17 protein-coding genes and 2 tRNA genes are annotated in these 19,295 nt (G+C 41.5%); 6 read left to right on the top strand and 13 right to left on the bottom strand.

The features are described 5' to 3' along the window. Nucleotides 1-41 precede the first annotated feature (41 nt). A complete protein-coding gene (gene tamL, locus RB604_RS15370; protein ID WP_005931882.1) occupies nucleotides 42-2,354 on the top strand; it encodes a translocation and assembly module lipoprotein TamL in 2,313 nt (770 codons plus the stop codon). On the opposite strand, the gene RB604_RS15375 is transcribed toward tamL, so the two are convergent. The 7 genes from RB604_RS15375 to RB604_RS15405 all read right to left on the bottom strand — a co-directional run bounded on the left by RB604_RS15375 (nucleotide 2,308) and on the right by RB604_RS15405 (nucleotide 9,172). Beyond that, a complete protein-coding gene (locus RB604_RS15375; protein ID WP_055294521.1) occupies nucleotides 2,308-2,757 on the bottom strand; it encodes a nuclear transport factor 2 family protein in 450 nt (149 codons plus the stop codon). The genes tamL and RB604_RS15375 overlap by 47 nt on opposite strands. Nucleotides 2,758-2,836: 79 nt before the next feature. After that, nucleotides 2,837-3,391 (bottom strand): DUF3332 domain-containing protein, encoded by a 555-nt coding sequence (locus RB604_RS15380; protein WP_005931878.1) that lies wholly within the window; start codon nucleotides 3,389-3,391, stop codon nucleotides 2,837-2,839. Between the two features lie 194 nt (nucleotides 3,392-3,585). Next, the gene (locus tag RB604_RS15385) at nucleotides 3,586-4,023 is read right to left on the bottom strand and encodes a DoxX family protein (protein WP_007480991.1); all 438 of its coding nucleotides are present in this window, start codon (nucleotides 4,021-4,023) and stop codon (nucleotides 3,586-3,588) included. A 108-nt stretch (nucleotides 4,024-4,131) separates the two neighbouring features. Then, nucleotides 4,132-5,436 carry an NAD(P)/FAD-dependent oxidoreductase gene (locus RB604_RS15390; protein WP_055294486.1) on the bottom strand — a complete coding sequence of 435 codons (1,305 nt, stop codon included), beginning with the start codon at nucleotides 5,434-5,436 and terminating at the stop codon, nucleotides 4,132-4,134. A gap of 433 nt (nucleotides 5,437-5,869) precedes the next feature. Then, nucleotides 5,870-6,994 carry an AAA family ATPase gene (locus tag RB604_RS15395; protein ID WP_007480995.1) on the bottom strand — a complete coding sequence of 375 codons (1,125 nt, stop codon included), beginning with the start codon at nucleotides 6,992-6,994 and terminating at the stop codon, nucleotides 5,870-5,872. Nucleotides 6,995-6,999: 5 nt separating this feature from the next. Next, on the bottom strand, nucleotides 7,000-7,704 hold the full coding sequence (locus tag RB604_RS15400) for an RNA ligase family protein (protein ID WP_005931870.1): 705 nt from the start codon (nucleotides 7,702-7,704) through the stop codon (nucleotides 7,000-7,002). A gap of 70 nt (nucleotides 7,705-7,774) precedes the next feature. Then, nucleotides 7,775-9,172, bottom strand: coding sequence for an RtcB family protein (locus RB604_RS15405; protein WP_055294484.1), 1,398 nt, complete (start codon nucleotides 9,170-9,172; stop codon nucleotides 7,775-7,777). A 488-nt stretch (nucleotides 9,173-9,660) separates the two neighbouring features. On the opposite strand from RB604_RS15405, the gene RB604_RS15410 reads away from it, so the two are divergent. After that, nucleotides 9,661-9,733 (top strand) — tRNA-Lys (locus tag RB604_RS15410). Between the two features lie 228 nt (nucleotides 9,734-9,961). Further along, on the top strand, nucleotides 9,962-10,549 hold the full coding sequence (locus RB604_RS15415; protein WP_005931861.1) for a lipocalin-like domain-containing protein: 588 nt from the start codon (nucleotides 9,962-9,964) through the stop codon (nucleotides 10,547-10,549). Between the two features lie 149 nt (nucleotides 10,550-10,698). On the opposite strand, the gene RB604_RS15420 is transcribed toward RB604_RS15415, so the two are convergent. Together RB604_RS15420 and RB604_RS15425 are read right to left on the bottom strand one after the other, a co-directional pair. After that, a complete protein-coding gene (locus RB604_RS15420) occupies nucleotides 10,699-12,192 on the bottom strand; it encodes a glycoside hydrolase family 88 protein (RefSeq protein WP_055294482.1) in 1,494 nt (497 codons plus the stop codon). A 173-nt stretch (nucleotides 12,193-12,365) separates the two neighbouring features. Then, on the bottom strand, nucleotides 12,366-12,944 hold the full coding sequence (locus RB604_RS15425) for a Crp/Fnr family transcriptional regulator (RefSeq protein WP_055294480.1): 579 nt from the start codon (nucleotides 12,942-12,944) through the stop codon (nucleotides 12,366-12,368). Between the two features lie 124 nt (nucleotides 12,945-13,068). Here RB604_RS15425 and RB604_RS15430 point away from each other — a divergent pair, with 124 nt between their 5' ends. Beyond that, the gene (locus RB604_RS15430) at nucleotides 13,069-13,389 is read left to right on the top strand and encodes a DMT family transporter (RefSeq protein ID WP_007481005.1); all 321 of its coding nucleotides are present in this window, start codon (nucleotides 13,069-13,071) and stop codon (nucleotides 13,387-13,389) included. A 186-nt stretch (nucleotides 13,390-13,575) separates the two neighbouring features. Here RB604_RS15430 and RB604_RS15435 read toward each other — a convergent pair. The 3 genes from RB604_RS15435 to RB604_RS15445 form a co-directional block, all read right to left on the bottom strand. Beyond that, nucleotides 13,576-13,648 (bottom strand) — tRNA-Lys (locus RB604_RS15435). An 88-nt stretch (nucleotides 13,649-13,736) separates the two neighbouring features. Beyond that, nucleotides 13,737-14,540 carry an MBL fold metallo-hydrolase gene (locus tag RB604_RS15440; RefSeq protein ID WP_005931850.1) on the bottom strand — a complete coding sequence of 268 codons (804 nt, stop codon included), beginning with the start codon at nucleotides 14,538-14,540 and terminating at the stop codon, nucleotides 13,737-13,739. An 88-nt stretch (nucleotides 14,541-14,628) separates the two neighbouring features. Further along, entirely contained in the window at nucleotides 14,629-16,011 is a 1,383-nt protein-coding gene (locus tag RB604_RS15445; protein ID WP_055294477.1) for a peptide MFS transporter, read from the bottom strand. A 101-nt stretch (nucleotides 16,012-16,112) separates the two neighbouring features. On the opposite strand from RB604_RS15445, the gene RB604_RS15450 reads away from it, so the two are divergent. After that, the gene (locus tag RB604_RS15450; protein WP_021935930.1) at nucleotides 16,113-16,511 is read left to right on the top strand and encodes a BT0820 family HAD-type phosphatase; all 399 of its coding nucleotides are present in this window, start codon (nucleotides 16,113-16,115) and stop codon (nucleotides 16,509-16,511) included. A gap of 92 nt (nucleotides 16,512-16,603) precedes the next feature. Here the strand turns inward: RB604_RS15450 and uxaC are convergent, their stop codons facing one another. Continuing rightward, nucleotides 16,604-18,010, bottom strand: a complete 1,407-nt coding sequence (gene uxaC, locus RB604_RS15455) for a glucuronate isomerase (protein WP_055294475.1) — start codon at nucleotides 18,008-18,010, stop codon at nucleotides 16,604-16,606. 197 nt (nucleotides 18,011-18,207) lie between these two features. On the opposite strand from uxaC, the gene RB604_RS15460 reads away from it, so the two are divergent. After that, entirely contained in the window at nucleotides 18,208-19,269 is a 1,062-nt protein-coding gene (locus RB604_RS15460; RefSeq protein WP_005931837.1) for a LacI family DNA-binding transcriptional regulator, read from the top strand. Nucleotides 19,270-19,295 lie beyond the last annotated feature (26 nt).

Raw genomic sequence — 19,295 nt, forward strand, 5'->3', positions numbered from 1 at the left:
TTTATATTTGTAGACTATTTGAGGCAACTATATAAAACCCTATGAGGAGAGGATATCTTTACACGTTACTGTCTTTTGCTATCTTGGTGCTGCTGGCTTCGTGTTCCGCTACAAAATTTGTACCGGAAGGTTCCTATCTGCTGGACGAAGTAAAGATATCCACTGATAACAAAGAAGTAAAACCCTCCGGCCTGCGAATGTACGTAAGGCAGAATCCCAATGCCAAATGGTTCAGCCTGATCAAAATGCAGTTGTATGTATATGATCTTTCCGGTCGCGATTCGAGTAAATGGTACAATAAATTTCTCCGGAAAATAGGCGATGCTCCTGTTATTTATAATGAAAATGAAGCAAGGCGTTCAGAAGAAGAGATAACCAAAGCTGTCCAGAATTTAGGCTATATGGGAGCTTCCGTAAAGCGAGTGACCAAAACAAAGAAAAAGAAACTAAAGCTTTACTATGAAGTGACCACCGGAAAACCGTATACTGTCCGTTCACTCAACTACGACATTCAAGATGCAAAGGTCGGCGAATACATGCGGAAAGACTCTGCCAATACTTTATTGAAGGAAGGCATGTTGTTTGATGTGAATATATTGGATGCGGAAAGACAACGGATTACAGACAACCTGCTGAGAAACGGATATTACAAGTTCAACAAAGATTACATTTCATATACGGCGGATACGGTACGTAATACTTATCTTGTAGACCTTACCTTGCATTTGCAACCCTACACGACACATGCGGATGACACTCCGAAACCACACAATCAATATCACATCAATAAAATAAACTTCATTACGGATTATGATGTACTTCAATCTTCCGCATTGAGCAGTATCGAGATCAATGACTCGATACATTATAATAATTACCCGATCTATTATAAAGACAAACTTTACTTACGCCCTAAAATACTGGCTGACAATCTGCAATTCTTTTCCGGGGATTTATTTAACGAACGTAACGTGCAACGTACGTATTCTAATTTCGGCCGCCTGCCGGCACTCAAGTATACCAATATCCGTTTTTTTGAAACAATGGCGGGAGACAGCACAATGCTGAATTGCTATGTGATGCTTACCAAGAGCAAACACAAGTCGATATCCTTTGAGCTGGAAGGCACCAACTCGGCGGGTGACTTGGGAGCAGCCGCTTCGGTATCTTTCCAACACCGGAATCTGTTTCATGGCTCGGAAACATTCATGATGAAATTCCGTGGTGCATACGAAGCCATCACCGGTCTGCAAGGAGATTATCGTAACAATAATTATACGGAATACGGAGTAGAGACCAGTATTAATTTCCCCAGTTTCTTATTTCCTTTTCTGAATTCTGACTTCAAGCGTAAGATAAAGGCAACGACTGAATTCGGTTTACAATACAGTTATCAGTTGCGTCCGGAATTCTCACGCACCGTTGCATCTGCTTCATGGAGCTATAAATGGACACAACGCCAACGGGCACAGCACCGCATCGACCTGATAGACATCGGATATCTTTACCTGCCTTGGATCTCGAATAAATTCCGTGAAGACTATATCAACAAAGGACAAAATCATATTTTTGAGTACAATTATAAGAATCGTCTCATCGCCCGTATGGGATATAGTTATAATTTCAATAGCGCGGGAAATTCATTGGTCAACAATACTATCAGCTCCAATTCATATTCTATCCGTGCCAATATAGAATCGGCAGGAAATATTTTATACGCTTTTTCGAAAGCAACCGGTATACGGAAGAATGATGATAATGAATATGCCATTTTGGGCATTCCATATGCACAATATCTAAAGGGAGATTTTGATTTTGCGAAGAATATCCGGATAGACCATCGTAATTCATTGGCATTTCATGCAGGATTCGGTATAGCTGTTCCGTATGGCAATGCAAAAACGATTCCTTTTGAGAAGCAATATTTCTCGGGAGGTGCCAACAGCGTTCGCGGATGGTCTGTACGCGATTTAGGCCCCGGTTCATTTCCCGGAGATGGAAACTTCCTGAATCAATCGGGAGATATCAAGCTGGATGCCAGTATTGAATACCGGAGTAAACTGTTCTGGAAGTTTCAAGGAGCAGTCTTTGTAGATGCCGGTAATATCTGGACCATTCGCGACTATGCCAACCAGCCCGGAGGTGTCTTTAAGTTTAATGAGTTCTACAAGCAGATTGCCGTAGCCTACGGAATAGGCCTGCGTCTGGATCTTGATTTCTTTGTATTACGTTTCGACGGAGGTATGAAAGCAATCAATCCGGCGTATGAAACCCAAAAGGACCATTGGCCCATCATTCATCCCAAATTCAGTCGGGACTTTGCATTCCATTTCGCAGTGGGTTATCCATTTTAACCAGCCACCGTTCACTTTCCTTTATCAAATGGAGAGTATCCTGCTTTTCCGGTACAATAACAGATGCACCGTTAAAGAAATTGATGCTCAAGCTGTTTTTTACGGAGCAGACAACAGTGGCATCCCCTTTTTCTTCATTCACCTGTGTATCGACAACACTAACTGCAACCGGCCCTCTCGCCTTTACTTTATCAACGTGTTGTTGTGTGGTATTGGTGGCAATAAAACTGATATACGGAAAGGAAGCGGCAGTCGCCATATCTTTAGCAGCCATATAATCGAGATCATAGACGGCTTCGCAGAATGAAACAGCGTTTACGGTAGCTTCATGGGGTGGAGGGGTATCTTGACAAGCAGTCAAACTTATAAAAACAGAAAGGTAAAAGAGACGTATTTTTTTCATAATCCATAATAAATAAAAAAGATGAAACATACTTGTATAAAAGGATGTTTCATCTTTGGATGTTTCTTTATGACATAGATTAACGAGCAGCAAACAGCAGGCCGTTCATTGTCATCTGACGTGCAGCAAGGGTACCTTGAGCATCCAGAGTAACAGTCATCGTTTCACCGTTAGGCAAATACATCTGAGCCGTACCATCGTTGTTCATCTTCAGGATTTCAGTACTTTCACCGTCAGCCACTACATTCCAAGTATTCGCTTCCTTGTTGTAGATCAAGTCCATAGTAGCCTTTTCACCTTCTTTTGTGATTGAATAACCGTTCTCAAGAGTTTCTACCAGATAATTACCGTTTTCTCCTTTTACTTTCTTAACATCTCCCACATTGGCCATCGGATTAGAACCGCTCCAGAATTCAATAGAGTTAATCACTAACGCATCCGCCAGATAAGCAACACCATACACCGGTATGATATTCATTGCCAGGAATACAAGTTCATTAACGAACTTATTTCCAACTGACTGGTTCCAAGAAGAAACGCGGTTGAACAAACCAAATGAACCTACACATGAACTAAACAAAATGGTACCGCTAAGAGCAAAAGCAGCAACCAGTGTAAATCTGTTTTTCTTCATAATTTTGTTTTTTTAGTTGGTATTTTGTAAAACGTGTAAGATTTATGTAAGCCATAAACCTCCCTTAATAGAATGCAAATATATACTTTTTAATTAATAGAAGCAAAAGACTGTTGTTTTTCTACTTTAGAGGCTATTTAAATTTTCCTATAGAAAGCATTTATGAGTTTATTTGGAGCAAAATTAAAGCAGGCTTAGCTTTTCCTTCGTTTGCCCAGTTCTTTTCCTAATAAATAATCAACGGAGAACTTACCGGGACCGGAAATATACATCAGTATAAATACCACCAGATAGATAAGTGCCAACTCTTTTGTGGCAAAAGCATCGTTACCGTGAATAACAAAGAAAGCCATCCCCATTGTAAAAATCATCGGCAGCATCGCCAAACGATAGAGCAACCCCACGATAAAGGCCATAGAACATACCAGTTCTCCAAAAATGGCCAGCCCCAGAGACAAAGGACTTCCTACTCCCAACGGATCGGGAAAAGCAGCGGATAATTCCTGAAAATTACTCCATTTCTGTATACCATGATTCATTAAAAGCAGACCGAAAAAGACACGTAATATCAATAAAAACAGGGAAGCTCCCGTACTATTGGGATTGGAAGGAAATAAGAATTTATAAATCATAAAGTTTCATTTATTAGTTTGTAATTTATATATATAAACAACAGCCGGTCTCACATTGTTTCAAATTCAGTGGAATAATATGACACAAAAATAAAGATACAAAGTATTTTATTCGTTTTCATCCTCTTTTTCTTTCTTTACCGGCTTTATTATCAGCCTTAAAGACGGATCGTAAGTGAAATAGCTCCACATCCAATCGGTAAAGATGAAAAGTTTATTCTTAACCCCGACAATACTCATCAGATGGATAAAAAGCCAGACCGCCCAAGCAAGGAATCCCCCGAAACGGATATTCTTTAACTCGACAATAGCATTGTTGCGGCCTACGGTAGCCATCGATCCTTTATTATGATAGACAAACGGTTTTAGAGGAAGCCCTTTTTCTATATTATTCAGATTGCGTACTAACAACCTTGCCTGCTGAATGGCCGGCTGTACCACTTGAGGATGCCCACGCGGATAATCCTCGGAAATCATCAAGGCCGTATCGCCAATAGCAAATATATGATCGCTTCCGGATACTTTGTTGAAAGCATCTACCTTCAAACGATTTCCCGGTCCGTAAGCATCTACGGGCAGTCCTTCCAGACTATTGGCTTTTACACCTGCCACCCAGTAGATATTTGCCGAAGGCAATACCGTACCGTCTCCCAATGTCAGCAAATCATTTTCGTAATCCACTACTTTGGAATTGACTTTTACCTCGACACCTTTCTTTTGTAAATAATCCCGTACCTCTTCGGAAGATTTCTCCGAAAAGGCAGAAAGCAGGCGAGAGCCGGCATCGATAAGCACAATCCGCATCTTCTTCATATCCAAGTCGGGATAATCCTGCGGAAGAATGAATTTTCTCATTTCCGCCAATGCCCCCGAAAGTTCGATACCGGTAGCACCACCACCCACGATAATGAATGTCATCAGCTTCTCCCGTTCTTTCGGATCGGTGGTATTCTGTGCTTTTTCAAAACTCTCCAACACTTGATTACGATTGTACAACGCTTCGGCCGTTGTTTTAAGCGACATAGTTTTCTCAGCCATCTTGTTGTTACCGAAATAATTTGTATAACACCCGGTAGCAATCACCAGATAATCATAATCAATTGCACCGATGGAAGTCTCCAAGAGCTTCTGTTCCGGAATAACCCGACGGGCTTCACAAATACGGATGTGAAAATATTTACGCTTTTTAAAGATTTTGCGAAATGGAAAAGAAATGGCACTCGGCTCAATACCGGCTGTGGCAACCTGATAAAGAAGAGGCTGAAAGAGATGATAATTGTTTTTGTCCAGCAATACAACTTGGAATTGGTCATTCTTCAACTTACGTGCCAGCTTCAAACCTCCAAAACCACCGCCTACAATGACTACTCTCTTCTTTTTCCCTCTGTCGGGAATATCTATTTTATTCATCATGACATTATTATATTAATCTGATAGTATATTAACATCAGAATGAAAAGAAATGTTTTTATAAGTAACATTTTCGGAGCATATTTTTGTCAAGAGCAGTTTTATGCATTATTAACCGTAAAGAAGCTGTTTCGGCAGATTTCTTCGGCAGCAAGATAACAAAGTATGTAAACGGAAATATCAAATAATGAAACGGAACATAAGATACCGGGATAAATACATTACATAGCCGGGGAAAGTTCGCTATGAACCGTTGTTAAGCGACATAAGCACCGTGCTCAGAAGGCCTTATGAATGCTCCTAAATAAGAAAAGGAGAAAGTTGTCCGCTTCCTCCTTTTAGTGCAATTTAATCTGAATCTACTTTATGATTACAGTGGCAAAAGTACGTTTTTTCCACTTGATATCCAAACAGACGGGCATGATTATTTTATCCTTTATTCCGTCTGTTCGTCCTCTACCACATATTCTATCTCGTGTGCCTCTGTCAGTAAAGGAATTTCAAGTTTGCCAAGCATCATATCCAAGGCAGCTTCCGGTAACGGATATTCTCTCTCCCGGTTCTGTTTTCTCCAGACCGAATAAGGCTTCTCGATATATACCACCTTAATCCGGGCACCATATTCTGCAAAGAGATTAATGAGCTGGAAACGCATCATGACGGTGATATTCGTTGCATTCCAAATAAATCCCTGACCTTTTCGCAGATAGGCGCGAGCCTGTTTCTTCGCTTCCTGCACCACCCATCCGTTGGCCGATTTATCCGTAGGACTCAGCTTATTCTTCCGTCGGATGTCATCCAGACTGATAACAGGTAAATTCGTTCCAGACGTTTCGATATAATGGTCTTTTCCCATTCCGGGCAGGCCGGACAACAGGATAACGTCGCATTTAAACTTCTCATATGGGATGTAGTCGATATAGCTTTCTGCCGTATGGAAATAACGGAAACGGGCATGGTCGGTAGTAAACTCCCTGCTTTTCTTCCAACATCCCTGCTCACGGCAAAAGAGTTCAAAAAGATCCAATGACTCCAACAATTCCTCCCTATCTTGACAGATACGTCCTCTTATATCCGCTTCGGCAAGCATCCGGAGCTGCGAAGTATCCAGCCTGAAAGCAACTTCGGCAATCTTGCGCACAGGATCGGTCTTTTCCATCAACCAAAGAGGAAGCCCGTGAAACCTGACAAGCGAAGCTATTTTTTCACGAATCGCAAAAGGTGTCGGGAGATCCCTATACAACAAAGTACGGACCGTATATTCCCCCTTACGTGCATGTCCTCTTGCAGTAATACGGCCATCGCTTTCGACCACTGTGGCCGACCGCTTTTCCACATCATGCAACAAAGCAGCCGTCCACAATATCTCTTTGTCCTGCCCGCCAAGGTCGGAATAGGCCGGCAACTGCTGTAATTCTTCTATCACTTTCCAAGTATGAACGGCCACGTTTCCTTCGGCGTGATATAACTTATCCTGCGGCACCTCATTCATATTCCGTGCCCAATCAAATTGCTGTTCGATCGAATCACGGCTTTTATTATCTGTAAATTTCCAGATCATTTTCCTTATTCTTTATTATCATTAAATTCCCAGAAAAGCCGGGCACGCTTCCAGTGGCGTGTCCAATGCTCATCTGTCTTCACATGTCCCTTACGGACATACTTAAATACATTATGGGCAAATTCACCCACCGGATATTCACCTATATTTCGGGTGACTATCCCTTCGCGGGTGCAATCTTCCCCCGTAAGAGGATCTTTTGTTCCAAAGACTCCCGGTTGCCGGGCAAGTGCAAGCACCTGTTGCCGGAGCTGCTCTTGAGAAAGTTCTTCGACTGTCTGAAACTGCAATTCGGGTACAGTCGGAAGATCGAATGCTGCTGCATAGAATTTCACCTCTTCCCATGACAGCCATTTGTCAAGGCAACGCACGGCAAAAACATAGAAATAAGATTCCAACCGCTTATATTCGATGGAATGCACGGCATAAAGGTTCTCACCGAACAGTTCCAGATTTCCCAGATCATATTTCATCAGTTCCCAACGTTCACGAAGCTGCCGTGTCCACGGTGAAGTGGTAGGAGCGGCATGTGAGCGGGCAAATACCCCGGCACTGTTCAGACAATTATTCTCACCATCGAGCTTTTCGGTGTGTACCAGGGTTCCAATCTTCCGGATATCTTCCCAATAATTAGAGTTGATGCGGTCGTCACTGGTAGTTCCCGGTGAAAATGGGAAATGATAAGTGCGGCCATATTTTTCTGATAACATTATACTTTTCAATTAATTAAACATTCTTTTTGATCCTTCAAAAGCCAATCGGGCTGAATTCAAAATAAACTTATTCCTTATTCATCCTTACGATACGAGGAAGGAAGCGCCCTTGTATCTCTACCAGATCACTTTGAGCCCGCATTACCCTCTCGATATCTTTATACGCTAAAGGCATCTCTTCCACGCTGCCACCGATAAGAGTAACGCCTGCTTGTGTCAAGTATTTTTTTAAAGCAGATTGCGTGAAAGTGTTTTGAGCCTGCTGCCGGGACATGGCCCGCCCTGCACCATGCGAAGCGGAACAAAGAGATTCGGAGACTCCTTTGCCACAAACCAGATAGCCGGGCGTAGCCATACTACCGGGAATCAGTCCCGGTTGGCCTTTACCTGCAGGTGTTGCCCCCTTTCGATGAACAATTGCAAATTGTCCGGGAGTAATTTCTTCTCTCCAAGCGAAATTATGATGGTTACTCACATTCGAAAGCGGAGTCAGCCCCAATGCCTTTGCAAGATTGATGTGAATCCTTTCATGGCAAGCCTGTGCATAATCTCCTGCAAGGTTCATACTCATCCAATACGCTTGTCCCTCTTCCGAACGGAGATCAAGCCAAGCAAAATGCTGTGCTTCGCGAGGAAGTTTACAGGATTCGCGGGCCAGAAAACTATAATGCTGTGCAATCGCGGCTCCCAAACCACGTGAACCGGAATGAGATAATAAAGCGACATAATTTCCGGCAGGCAACTGCAATGCGTTCTTTTCCTGCAACTCCAGTTCACCGAAGTTAACAAAATGATTTCCCTGCCCCGATGTTCCCAGTTGGCGCACAGCTTTACCATGCAACTTTTGCAGTAGAGGGGTCAGACGAAACTCTTCCCGATCCAATACTTCGTGTTCCTGTATGAATTCCAACCCTCCATCCATACCGAAATGTGTGTATTCTTTCAACGCTATCTTAGCCTGATGTGCATACCGCCTGAGAAAATCCGGTTTCGCATCGAAAACCGTCAGACTCATCCGGCAGCCAATATCCATTCCGACAGCATAAGGTATTACTGCATTATCCACAGCCAACACACCGCCGATAGGCAATCCATAACCGGCATGTGCATCGGGCATCAACGCACCCGTCAATGTTACCGGCAAACGCATTGCCAATTCCATCTGTTGCTTGGCAGTGGTTTCTATAAATTTATTGCCGTAAATCTTATAGCCCAACGGCAGCTCTTTCAATTCATAAACTTGAAAATTTCTTTCTGTAATGGTAGGAGAGAAGCGTTCTGCCAATTTTCCCCACACATCACTATTCTTATAGTTCTCAGGATTATCAAGTACATCCGCCAACTGCGCCAGAATCTCTTCTTTACTTTCGTGCTTGCAATATTTGCTTACAACAGCAACAGCCAAACTACGCGCCACATTATCGGTATATCCTAATTTACTCAAATCTTTTAAACGCATTCCCATATTCTTTTTTCCATAGTACACCCGACCTGTACAAGAGACCAAATTCAATCTCCCGCAATAAACAGGCGGCTACATACTCGTTGTCAATGCATAAAAGAGCAGAAGTAATCAACCTTCTTGTCAGATACGACAATCCTCTTTCACTGCACTGAAGTGATTAAAATAAAATAATTAATGATGATAGGACTAATCAATCTTACCCCCGACAGCAGTATCACGAGAGGGGATAGGATCATTCAAGATAATAAAATTGCTAAGGCTCTTCCTCCCGATGAGCCATCTTAGTCCCGATTTTGATGTGTTATTTCTCCAACATAATGAATACCCTTTCCAATTGTTTTTAAAGGGTGAATACTAAATTTATCGCTGCAAATGTAATTCCTTTTTTAGTTCCGGCAAAGCATAAAGAACATTATTTTAAAAATTACGTCCACAGTATTTGCTATTTTAAAATAAAACCTTACCTTTGCACCCGAAATAAAAAGCAGGCACTCTTAGCTCAGTTGGTAGAGCAACTGACTCTTAATCAGTGGGTCCAGGGTTCGAATCCCTGAGGGTGTACAAAAGGAATGACTTCGGTTATTCCTTTTTTTATGCTTTAAAACCATCATCGATTTGAATCAAAACTTCCCTATCCAATATGTAAATTAAGAAGTATACCGAAATGCAAAGAAATTACCGTTTTAAGTATAAATTAACCGATCCGTATAAGAAAAATAGTTTTAAGGTAAAATTAAAAATATAAATATTACTTTCGTTCATTCAATAAATCTTTAAAACCAACTAAACATGAAAAAATTAATTTACCTGTCTGCTTCCGCAGCACTTTTACTATCAATTATCACTTCGTGCAAGCAAGTTCCAACCACTCAAACCATCAACGGAATCGTATATGATGCAAGTATGAATAATATAACAGTCATTTCCAATCAAGGAGATACGATAAATATCAGCACAATGGACACCAATCCCCAAAAAGTTCCCGGAGTTCTGCTAAATGATTCAGTAAAAGTAACTTGTAGTACTGAAAACATAGACGGGGTTCAGGTTTTGAAGGCTGCGGAACTGACAGTTACTGCCCATTCGCCTTATTATTATATTCAGGGAACCTGGCTCGAACCCAATCCGATAAATGCCCAAGAGATGCAAGGATTCACTCTTAATCCAAACGGGACAGCCCAATCGGTAAATATGGCAACCTTACTTATAAAAAATTGGAACTTGGATAATAAAACGTTGACTTTACAATACGAAAGTATCGGTAACAAACAAACAATAATGGGAACAGATACTCTGAGCATCACTAAGATCGATGCTGATTCACTCATTTTATCCAAGAATACAAATGTAATATGGCGATTGGCAAGGAAAAAGTAATTCTCATTAGTATATATCTTCCTTAAACGATCTGATAAAAAACAGATTAAGATACGATACAGTATCCTACATTCCGCAATATGTTACAAACTCTCCGGCTTCCAAGAGAGAAGCCGGAGGCAATATGCAATAATCCCCCCCCTGATTTTTTACCTGACAATCACAATTTTCTTACTCTTGATTGCAAAAGCCGTTTTAACCGTACAGATATAGCAAATTGATTCTTTAAAAAGAGAGATAATAAATTCATTCTTTCCCGTCTTTGTCTTTTGTACCGATAGAGCCTTCACCAAATTACCACTTATATCATACAGCCGTACTGTTACCGGGACCGGAGTATCCAATAAGACCCCAATCTTGAGTTTATCTCCCGAAAGAGTCCAGGAAAAGTCCAGATTATCAGATTTCTCAGGCAATATATCCATCCCCGTTATTGGCTCCCTTAAGTCCACATCTCCCAATTGATAAACCTCTGCGGCAGCCAGCAGATAACAACCGATGCCAAAATCCTCAAAATCGGCCGCACGGTCAAACAACACCGGTTGCCCGTCTTCCGGTTTCGCTCCCGCACCCTGCACATAACCTAAAAAGCCATCGTCATGAACGGCTACTTTACACATCGCATTCCAACCACGAATCACACACGGCAGATATCTCTCCCGGTCCAATATTCCGGCATGGATACCATAAGCCATGCCCGCCACAAACAAGGCAGTACCCGAAGTTTCCGGTCCGGGGGACCGCGTATCGCCCGTATTCAAGGGAGCAACCAGACTAACTCCCCAAAAACCATCCTCACGCTGACAAGCCAGCAGAGCATCGGACATCAGAACGAAATCATCCATATACTGCTGACGGTGTACTACCGTATCGGGAGAATAATACAGCACACGCGCAAGAGCCATATATACCCAACCATTTCCTCGCGACCAATAGCACGGCTTATCTGCCTCTTTTAAATCCATGTACGGAGGGTCATAGTTATAATCGCGATACCAAAGCCCGTCTTCAGTATTAAAAAGCGGAAGTCCGCCACTCTTTTTACTGCCGCCATGCTGGTTACGGGTAAACATATACATTTCGTACATGCGCCGGAAATACCGTTCATCTTTTTCAATTGTCCCCAGTTGGGCAAAAATAGGCATAGCCATCTGTACGGCATCCACCCAATACCAGTCATCAACCACATTCGTGGCAAGCATATCATCGATAAGTTTTTTAATATGGGTTTTCCTCACAGTCTGCGCCGGATTGAGCATATACATATCCAGATACGCCTGTCCGCAACATTGGAAATCAGCATGCCGTTCTTGCTTCTTTTCCGATGCTTTCCATCCGTGATGGTTCCCCCAATCTTCAGTATATTTGAGCCAACGCTCATCCTGATGTTGGCGATAGAGAGACATCAACCCCTCATAATAGACACCACGAGTCCATATCTTACTGGTACGTTCTTTGTTGCCCACATAGGATTTGGCACCTACATCGGGATATGTACGCATAAAGTAATCATTCACCAACGTCGCATAACGTAAAGTTTCGGATTGCGTAAGAACAAGAGAATCCCTTGTTTGCCATGCACAGATCACACAAGGGCTGAAAATAAACAACAGAGATGAAAATAACAGATGCAAGGTTTTCATATTCGTATCAGATTCCGTTTTCTATTTGTCTGGAACGATGCAAAAATAAGCTCTTGGCCGCCCTGCGTTCCTATTACTTTTGGCGGAAGTACTCCTATTATTGATAAAAACTGATATAATACCGAATACATTTCCTACTTCCTCGATAATCCTTACAGTTGATAAGCCTCTTTTTATACCATTCTGTTTTTCGTATTGGCACGTATCCTGCTCAAGTGCTCCGATGAAATACCAAGATAAGATGCGATATGACGCAACTGCACACGCTGTAAAATCTCCGGTTTTTCTTTCAGAAGTTGCAAATAGCGTTCGGTTGCAGACATAGAAAGGTTAGAAATCAGGCGATGTTCGGTTCCTACAAATTCTTTTTCAATCAACTGTCGCGCCCAATTACATACTTCGATATCCTGCCGGTACAATTGCTGTAATTGCCCAAGATCCATTTTATACAAAACGGCATCCTCTAAAAGTTCTATCGTCTCATAGCCTTTCTCTCCATTCACATATCCTTGCGCAGAAATTATAATGTCATTTTCCATCCCAAACCAAATGCTGACATCTTTACCGTCCACTTCAATATAAGCCCTGGCAATTCCTTGCTTTATCAGATATACATCGCGCTCTATTTTATCCCTATTGATCAGAACATATCCCTTGGGATAAGAAATCTCATTCCAGATCAACTTCAACTTAGCCATGACACCTTGCAAGGGAACATGTTCTAAAGAACGAAAAAGTGGTGTAGTGCCCATAACTTGACTTTGTTTCTTCGACAAATATAACCGATTTTATTCACTAAAACACTTAATTGATAATTATCAACTGCTTTTTCTGACGAAGCATCTACCTTTACCGAAAATTTTAAATAAACGGATTATGGCATGGTTGTTATTAATCGGGGCTGGAATATTGGAGATAGGATGGCCTCTGGGATTTAAACTGGCAAGTACTTATGAGAAATATTTCTATCTGTTCATCACTGTTTCCATCATTTCTATGGGAACAAGCGGATTTCTTCTCTACCTCGCACAAAAAACAATTCCAATCGGTACGGCATACGTCATCTGGACGGGTATTGGAGCAGTAGGAACCGTTCTTATCGGTATCTTTTTCTTTCATGATTCGGCTAATATATTCAGATTGCTGTTCGTTCTGCTGATTCTGATAGGAGTGGTAGGCTTGAAAGTGGTGCACTAAACGAATCTATTTACGATTAGACGATTTACAATTTACGATTGGAATTGCCTTTTACCAAATTTCAAGGGCCCCCATTTTGTCCCTTATGTTCTTCTGTCCGGCACAAGAAGTACAAGGGGGGGATACAAAAAAACCGTTGTATTTATTTGAAATACAACGGATTCTTTAAACTTATTAAATTACCTGTACACCCTCAGGGATTCGAACCCTGGACCCACTGATTAAGAGTCAGTTGCTCTACCAACTGAGCTAAGAGTGCTTATCTTTTCTTTTGCGGTTGCAAAGGTAGATTTTTTATTTTATTTAGCCAAACAAAAGAGAAACTTTTTAGTCACTTTTTGCAGGCTTTATTCGAACTCATATAGTTCGGACGGCGTACTCCGCTTTAACGCAAGCAGTTGCACATCCTTCCCTACAATGATACCTTTATTCTTTAATTTCCATTCCACTGTTTTATATGCCAATTCCGGATGGTTATTGTCTTTGCTGAGATGGCAAAGCCATATATAATGTAAATGTTCAGTGAAATTCTCAGCAAGAAACTCGGCTGTTGCCAGATTGCTCATATGCCCCGTATTACTTGATATGCGTTCTTTCAGATATTGGGGATAAGATCCCATTTTCAGCATCTCGTCATCATAGTTGGCTTCAAGAATCAGATAGTTAGCTTTCCGGATGTATTTGGCGGCAGTAGGGGTTATCTCTCCAAGGTCAGTCAAAAAAGAGAACACCTTCCCGTCTATTTCAATGCAATAGCCCACATTGTCCGTCCCGTCATGCGGAACCTCAAAAGACTCTATGTGAAAATCTTCCAGTTCCATCGGTTGTTCCTTTTCCAGATAGCGCACGGAAGAGTGCAGCTTCTCAGTCATACAATAACTCCTGTTGATTCCGGTATGAATACGGGCCGTTGTATAAACCGGAATATTCATCTTTTCACCCAAATGCCCCACGGCTTTGATATGATCGGCATGGTCATGAGTCACAAATACGGCACGTATCGACTCCATCGCTACATTGATATCCCTTAGTGTTTTCTTTATCGTTCGTATTCCAATACCGGCATCAATTAATATTCCATATGTATCAGTACCCAGATAGTAACAGTTTCCGCTACTGCCACTTGCCAGGCTTATAAATCTTACTTTCATGTTTTATCCTCTTCTTTAAAATGCAAATTGCCGTCAACTTTTGTGGCAAAGTGACGGCAAATATACATAAAAAAGAAGATAATTAGCTTTATGCTTTCTTCTTTTTGTCGATGGATTGGGTGATTTTAGCGAAAATAAGAAGTGCGATGGCAGCTACCAATCCGATACCTGCAAAATAATACCAGATATAATGAGCATTCACACTGGCAGCCTCCCATGCTTCACGAGACTCAAACAAAACAGGATCCGGACAATATTTAGTCAACAGCACACCTGCCAGCCCAAAACCGAAAATAGAGGAGAGAAAAGAGTGCAGATGACTAAATCCCAAGTACATACCCTCTTCCCCCTTAGGCGCCTGCAACGAAAAGTACTCAAGGTATCTCGGAGAGATAAAACACTCTGCCAATGCCTGTATCACAATACCGGCTATCATCATCAAGGTAATATTGCTCATACCGGAAATGACATCATTGCCAAGCAGATTGCCCAATGCCATCAATAATGCCGAAATCGGAATGAGGAACATACCGATATTCATAGAAGTGATAGCCGTACGTTTAGCCATCCAACGGGTGATAAATCCAACACAACAGACTACGACAAAAGGGTTCACATTGGCAATCCAACCCGGTTTTGCCGTTTCACCGGCCATACGGATAACATACTTCGGCATTGTAGCATACAATTGCTGCTGCACCATCCAGAATCCGGTTATAATAAGGATCAAGATAAGCAGGCGCCAGTTAGTGATAATCCGCAAAAAACCTTGCCCGATCTCACGCATGCTTTTTCCTTCTCCCGCCGTATGTGTCGATTTATAAAAAAGGATTACCGCCAGAAGAGCCAAAATGGTCATTGCACCCGAAAAATAATTAATATAGATATATGCTTGCTCTCCAATCAGATTCCTTAGCGGGTCGATAATAGTCTTACCGGTGAAAGCGCCGATATTTACCATCATATAGAAAATGGAATATCCGCGTGCACGTGTAGCTTCGGTTGTCTCTTTGGCAACAGAAGCCGATATGATGGATTTAATAAAAGAACCACCGATCATTAAGATCGTCAGAATAGGCACAATCATCCATCGCGCATTACTATCCGGCAAACCGGAAAAACGTGTCACCTCGCCATAAGTCACCAGCCCGGCCGATTCAAGAAGAGTAGGAAATGTACCTAACCCTAAATATCCGATGGAAAGAAGCGAAAAGGCAATGATCATCGACTGGCGGAAACCTATCTTATCGGCATAAGCTCCCGAAAAAATAGGAAGCAAATACAACCCGCCGGAAAAAAGACCGGATATCATACTTGCTTCTAAATCATTGAATCCTAAAATACTGGATAAATAGATCGTGAGAACGATAAACACGGCATAGTAAGCCATGCGTTCAAACAGTTCGACTGTGTTGCTGACCCAGAAAGCTCTTGTGAACCCTTTGGCAGCACTTTTAGGGGAATTGTTCATGTAGATTTTTTATATTTAATGTGTTAATTCAGTGCAAAGATATATTTTTTTCAGCTATTTGTCTGTATATTTGTCCGCTATAACACCAAAGAAATGATAAAATGAAAATAGCTGTAGACTTTGACGGAACAATTGTAGAACATCGTTATCCACAAATCGGTAAAGAAATTCCTTTTGCCATCGATACTTTAAAAATGCTGCAACAAGAGGGACATTGGCTGATATTGTGGAGCGTACGCGAAGGAAAACTGTTAGAAGAAGCCGTAGAATGGTGCAAAGCACGGGGACTCGAGTTTTATGCAGTCAATAGCGATTATCCGGAAGACGACGCTCCCAAAGGTGACCGCTCCCGTAAGTTGAATGCGGAAATGTTTATAGATGACCGCAACTTGGGAGGTCTTCCCGATTGGGGAGTAATTTATCAAATGATAAAGGGAAATAAGACCTTTGCCGAAATACACAAACAAGAACCGGTCAAGAAGAAAAGAAAATGGTTTTAACATAAAAAAGAAATACCGCAAGAGACTTCTAATCCTACTTGCGGTATTTTTTTACTATCTATACGGGCATGTTCGTCTTGCCTGTATTATTTTTAGAACTGAAAGAAGTTTTTCGCATTATTATAGCTGATATCTTCAATCATCTGATTAACACGTTCCATTTCGGAAACCGGAATTTCACCATTTTCTACATCACGGCCTACCAGATTACACAACGTACGACGGAAATACTCATGACGCGGATAGGAGAGGAAAGAACGCGAGTCTGTCAACATACCTACAAAACGGCTCAGCAAACCCAATACAGAAAGAGCATTCATCTGTTTCTCCATACCGTCTTTCTGATCGAGGAACCACCAGCCCGAACCGAACTGGATTTTTCCGGCTACCGTACCATCCTGGAAGTTACCTAACATCGTTGCAATGACCTCATTTGCACATGGATTCAAATTATAAAGGATAGTCTTTGTCAATTTTCCATTCGAATTCAATCGGTCGAGGAACTTAGACATTGCTTTTGCCGTAGTAAATTCACCGATTGAGTCGAAGCCCGTATCCGGACCAAGAAGCTTAAACATCTTGCTGTTATTATTACGGATAGCACCATAATGGAACTGCTGAGTCCAACCTTTTTCCCAATCCATCTCACCGAATACGACAAGCATAGCCGATTTGAATTTCAGAATTTCTTCTTTGGTCAATTCGGCACCGCCATACACCTTATTAAATATAGCTTTGATTTCTGCATCTGTATAATCTTCTGCATAAAACTCTTCAATACCATGATCGGATAATTTACATCCTTGTTCGGCAAAGAAGTTGTGACGTTTGCGCAAAGCAGCCACCATATCATCAAATCCGGAAATGGTGACGCCGCTAACTTCCGATAGTTTTTCCATATAGGCACGGAAATCAGCAGGAACCTCTACTGCCATTGCCTTATCCGGACGCCATGTGGGAAGCATCTTTATCTCGAATCCGCTTTCACGAGTCTTTATATGGTATTCCAATGAATCAACAGGATCATCAGTAGTACAAACCACTTCTACATGATAACGACGCATCATGCCACGAGCGGAATACTCCGGTAAAGCCAACTTCTCGTTACACTCATCATAAATTTCACGGGCTGTCTTCGGATTCAGAATCTTATCAATGCCAAACGCTGTTTTAAGTTCAAGATGAGTCCAGTGATACAACGGATTACGGAATGTGTAAGGAACAGTCTCTGCCCATTTTTCAAATTTCTCCCAATCAGTAGTATCCTTACCTGTACAATAACGTTCGTCTACACCATTGGTACGCATTGCACGCCATTTATAATGGTCGCCGCCCAACCAGATTTCAGTCAGTGATTTAAACTGATAATCATCAGCAACCATTTGAGGAATTAAGTGGCAATGGTAATCAATAATTGGCATCTTAGCCGCATGTTCGTGATACAACTTCTGTGCAGTTTCTGTTTGCAACAAGAAGTTCTCATCCATAAAGTTTTTCATTCTACTGTGTTTTAAATATAAAAAATAATTACTTCCTATATCGTAACCTATATAGTATTGATTGTAAAGCTAATAGGCTTGATTTTTGTTTTAGTTTTATTAACCGTTATCGAACACAAAAGTAGAAAAATTACTTGTAGAAACAAAATAATTCGTATATTTGCAGCGAATATTTATAATATTTAAGTTTTAGAGCTATGGAAGACCAGAACTACACCATTAAAGATATAGCCCGTATGGCAGGAGTTTCTGCCGGTACAGTAGACAGAGTATTGCATAATCGCGGGGATGTTTCCGAGAAAAGCAAAGAGAAGGTACAAAAGGTGCTTGATGAAATCAATTATCAGCCCAACGTATTTGCCATCGGACTGGCCGCCAAAAAGAAGTATGTAATTACCTGCATGATACCTCATTATAATGAACATGATTATTGGCATTCCGTAGCAACTGGTATCGAACGCGCCCGACAGGAGCTACGCCCTTTCAATGTGAGCGTCGACTACCTGTATTACACACATGGAGATCGCAGTTCTTATCAGGAAGCATGCAAAACAATAGAGAACAGTGATACAGATGCACTGCTGCTTGCCCCTAACTTCAGAGAAGACACCCTCCCCATGCTTGAGTATTTAAAAAAGAAGAAAATACCTTTTGCATTTATCGACTTTGACATACAAGAAGCCAAACCACTGATATATATCGGACAAGATTCCTATAAAAGCGGATATATCGCTGCCAAAATATTAATGCGAAACTATTCGGAAGGGCAGGAGATAGCCTTGTTCTTAAACAACAATAAAGAAAATCCGGCAGAAATACAGATGCAACGCCGCCTGGAAGGTTTCATGAGTTATTTGGCCGAAGAACATAGAGATACGATAACCTACGATGTGATACTCAATAAAGAGAATCCGGAGCAGAATGACGAAATACTGGATGTCTTTTTTTCGGAACATCCCAAAGCAACATTGGGAGGAGCCTTCAATTCCCGGGTTTATCAGGTAGGAAATTATCTGCACAAAAAAGGTAAAAGAATGAAAGGTTTGATAGGATACGACCTTTTGAAGGACAATGTGGAACTGCTAAAGTCGGGAGAAGTCACTTATCTGCTCGGACAACGCCCTGGTTTACAAGGCTATTGCGGCGTAAAAACACTATGTGACGATATCGTATTTAAAAGACCGGTCGAACCACTGAAATATATGCCGATCGATATTCTCTTAAAAGAAAACATTGATTTCTACTTTGAGTTTGAATAACATAACATATTAATTTTATAATTTCA

The organism is Bacteroides salyersiae, from assembly GCF_031172035.1.
Taxonomy (GTDB): domain Bacteria; phylum Bacteroidota; class Bacteroidia; order Bacteroidales; family Bacteroidaceae; genus Bacteroides; species Bacteroides salyersiae.

Bases quoted from the DNA above. Each gene is read 5' to 3' on its own strand.
- RB604_RS15415 (WP_005931861.1), top strand. From the start codon at position 9,962: ATGAAAAAATTAATTTACCTGTCTGCTTCCGCAGCACTTTTACTATCA.
- RB604_RS15425 (WP_055294480.1), bottom strand. From the start codon at position 12,944: ATGGGCACTACACCACTTTTTCGTTCTTTAGAACATGTTCCCTTGCAA.
- RB604_RS15375 (WP_055294521.1), bottom strand. From the start codon at position 2,757: ATGAAAAAAATACGTCTCTTTTACCTTTCTGTTTTTATAAGTTTGACT.
- tamL (WP_005931882.1), top strand. From the start codon at position 42: ATGAGGAGAGGATATCTTTACACGTTACTGTCTTTTGCTATCTTGGTG.
- RB604_RS15385 (WP_007480991.1), bottom strand. From the start codon at position 4,023: ATGATTTATAAATTCTTATTTCCTTCCAATCCCAATAGTACGGGAGCT.
- RB604_RS15400 (WP_005931870.1), bottom strand. From the start codon at position 7,704: ATGTTATCAGAAAAATATGGCCGCACTTATCATTTCCCATTTTCACCG.
- RB604_RS15420 (WP_055294482.1), bottom strand. From the start codon at position 12,192: ATGAAAACCTTGCATCTGTTATTTTCATCTCTGTTGTTTATTTTCAGC.
- uxaC (WP_055294475.1), bottom strand. From the start codon at position 18,010: ATGAAAAACTTTATGGATGAGAACTTCTTGTTGCAAACAGAAACTGCA.
- RB604_RS15430 (WP_007481005.1), top strand. From the start codon at position 13,069: ATGGCATGGTTGTTATTAATCGGGGCTGGAATATTGGAGATAGGATGG.
- RB604_RS15405 (WP_055294484.1), bottom strand. From the start codon at position 9,172: ATGGGAATGCGTTTAAAAGATTTGAGTAAATTAGGATATACCGATAAT.
- RB604_RS15460 (WP_005931837.1), top strand. From the start codon at position 18,208: ATGGAAGACCAGAACTACACCATTAAAGATATAGCCCGTATGGCAGGA.
- RB604_RS15440 (WP_005931850.1), bottom strand. From the start codon at position 14,540: ATGAAAGTAAGATTTATAAGCCTGGCAAGTGGCAGTAGCGGAAACTGT.
- RB604_RS15450 (WP_021935930.1), top strand. From the start codon at position 16,113: ATGAAAATAGCTGTAGACTTTGACGGAACAATTGTAGAACATCGTTAT.
- RB604_RS15390 (WP_055294486.1), bottom strand. From the start codon at position 5,436: ATGATGAATAAAATAGATATTCCCGACAGAGGGAAAAAGAAGAGAGTA.
- RB604_RS15445 (WP_055294477.1), bottom strand. From the start codon at position 16,011: ATGAACAATTCCCCTAAAAGTGCTGCCAAAGGGTTCACAAGAGCTTTC.
- RB604_RS15395 (WP_007480995.1), bottom strand. From the start codon at position 6,994: ATGATCTGGAAATTTACAGATAATAAAAGCCGTGATTCGATCGAACAG.
- RB604_RS15380 (WP_005931878.1), bottom strand. From the start codon at position 3,391: ATGAAGAAAAACAGATTTACACTGGTTGCTGCTTTTGCTCTTAGCGGT.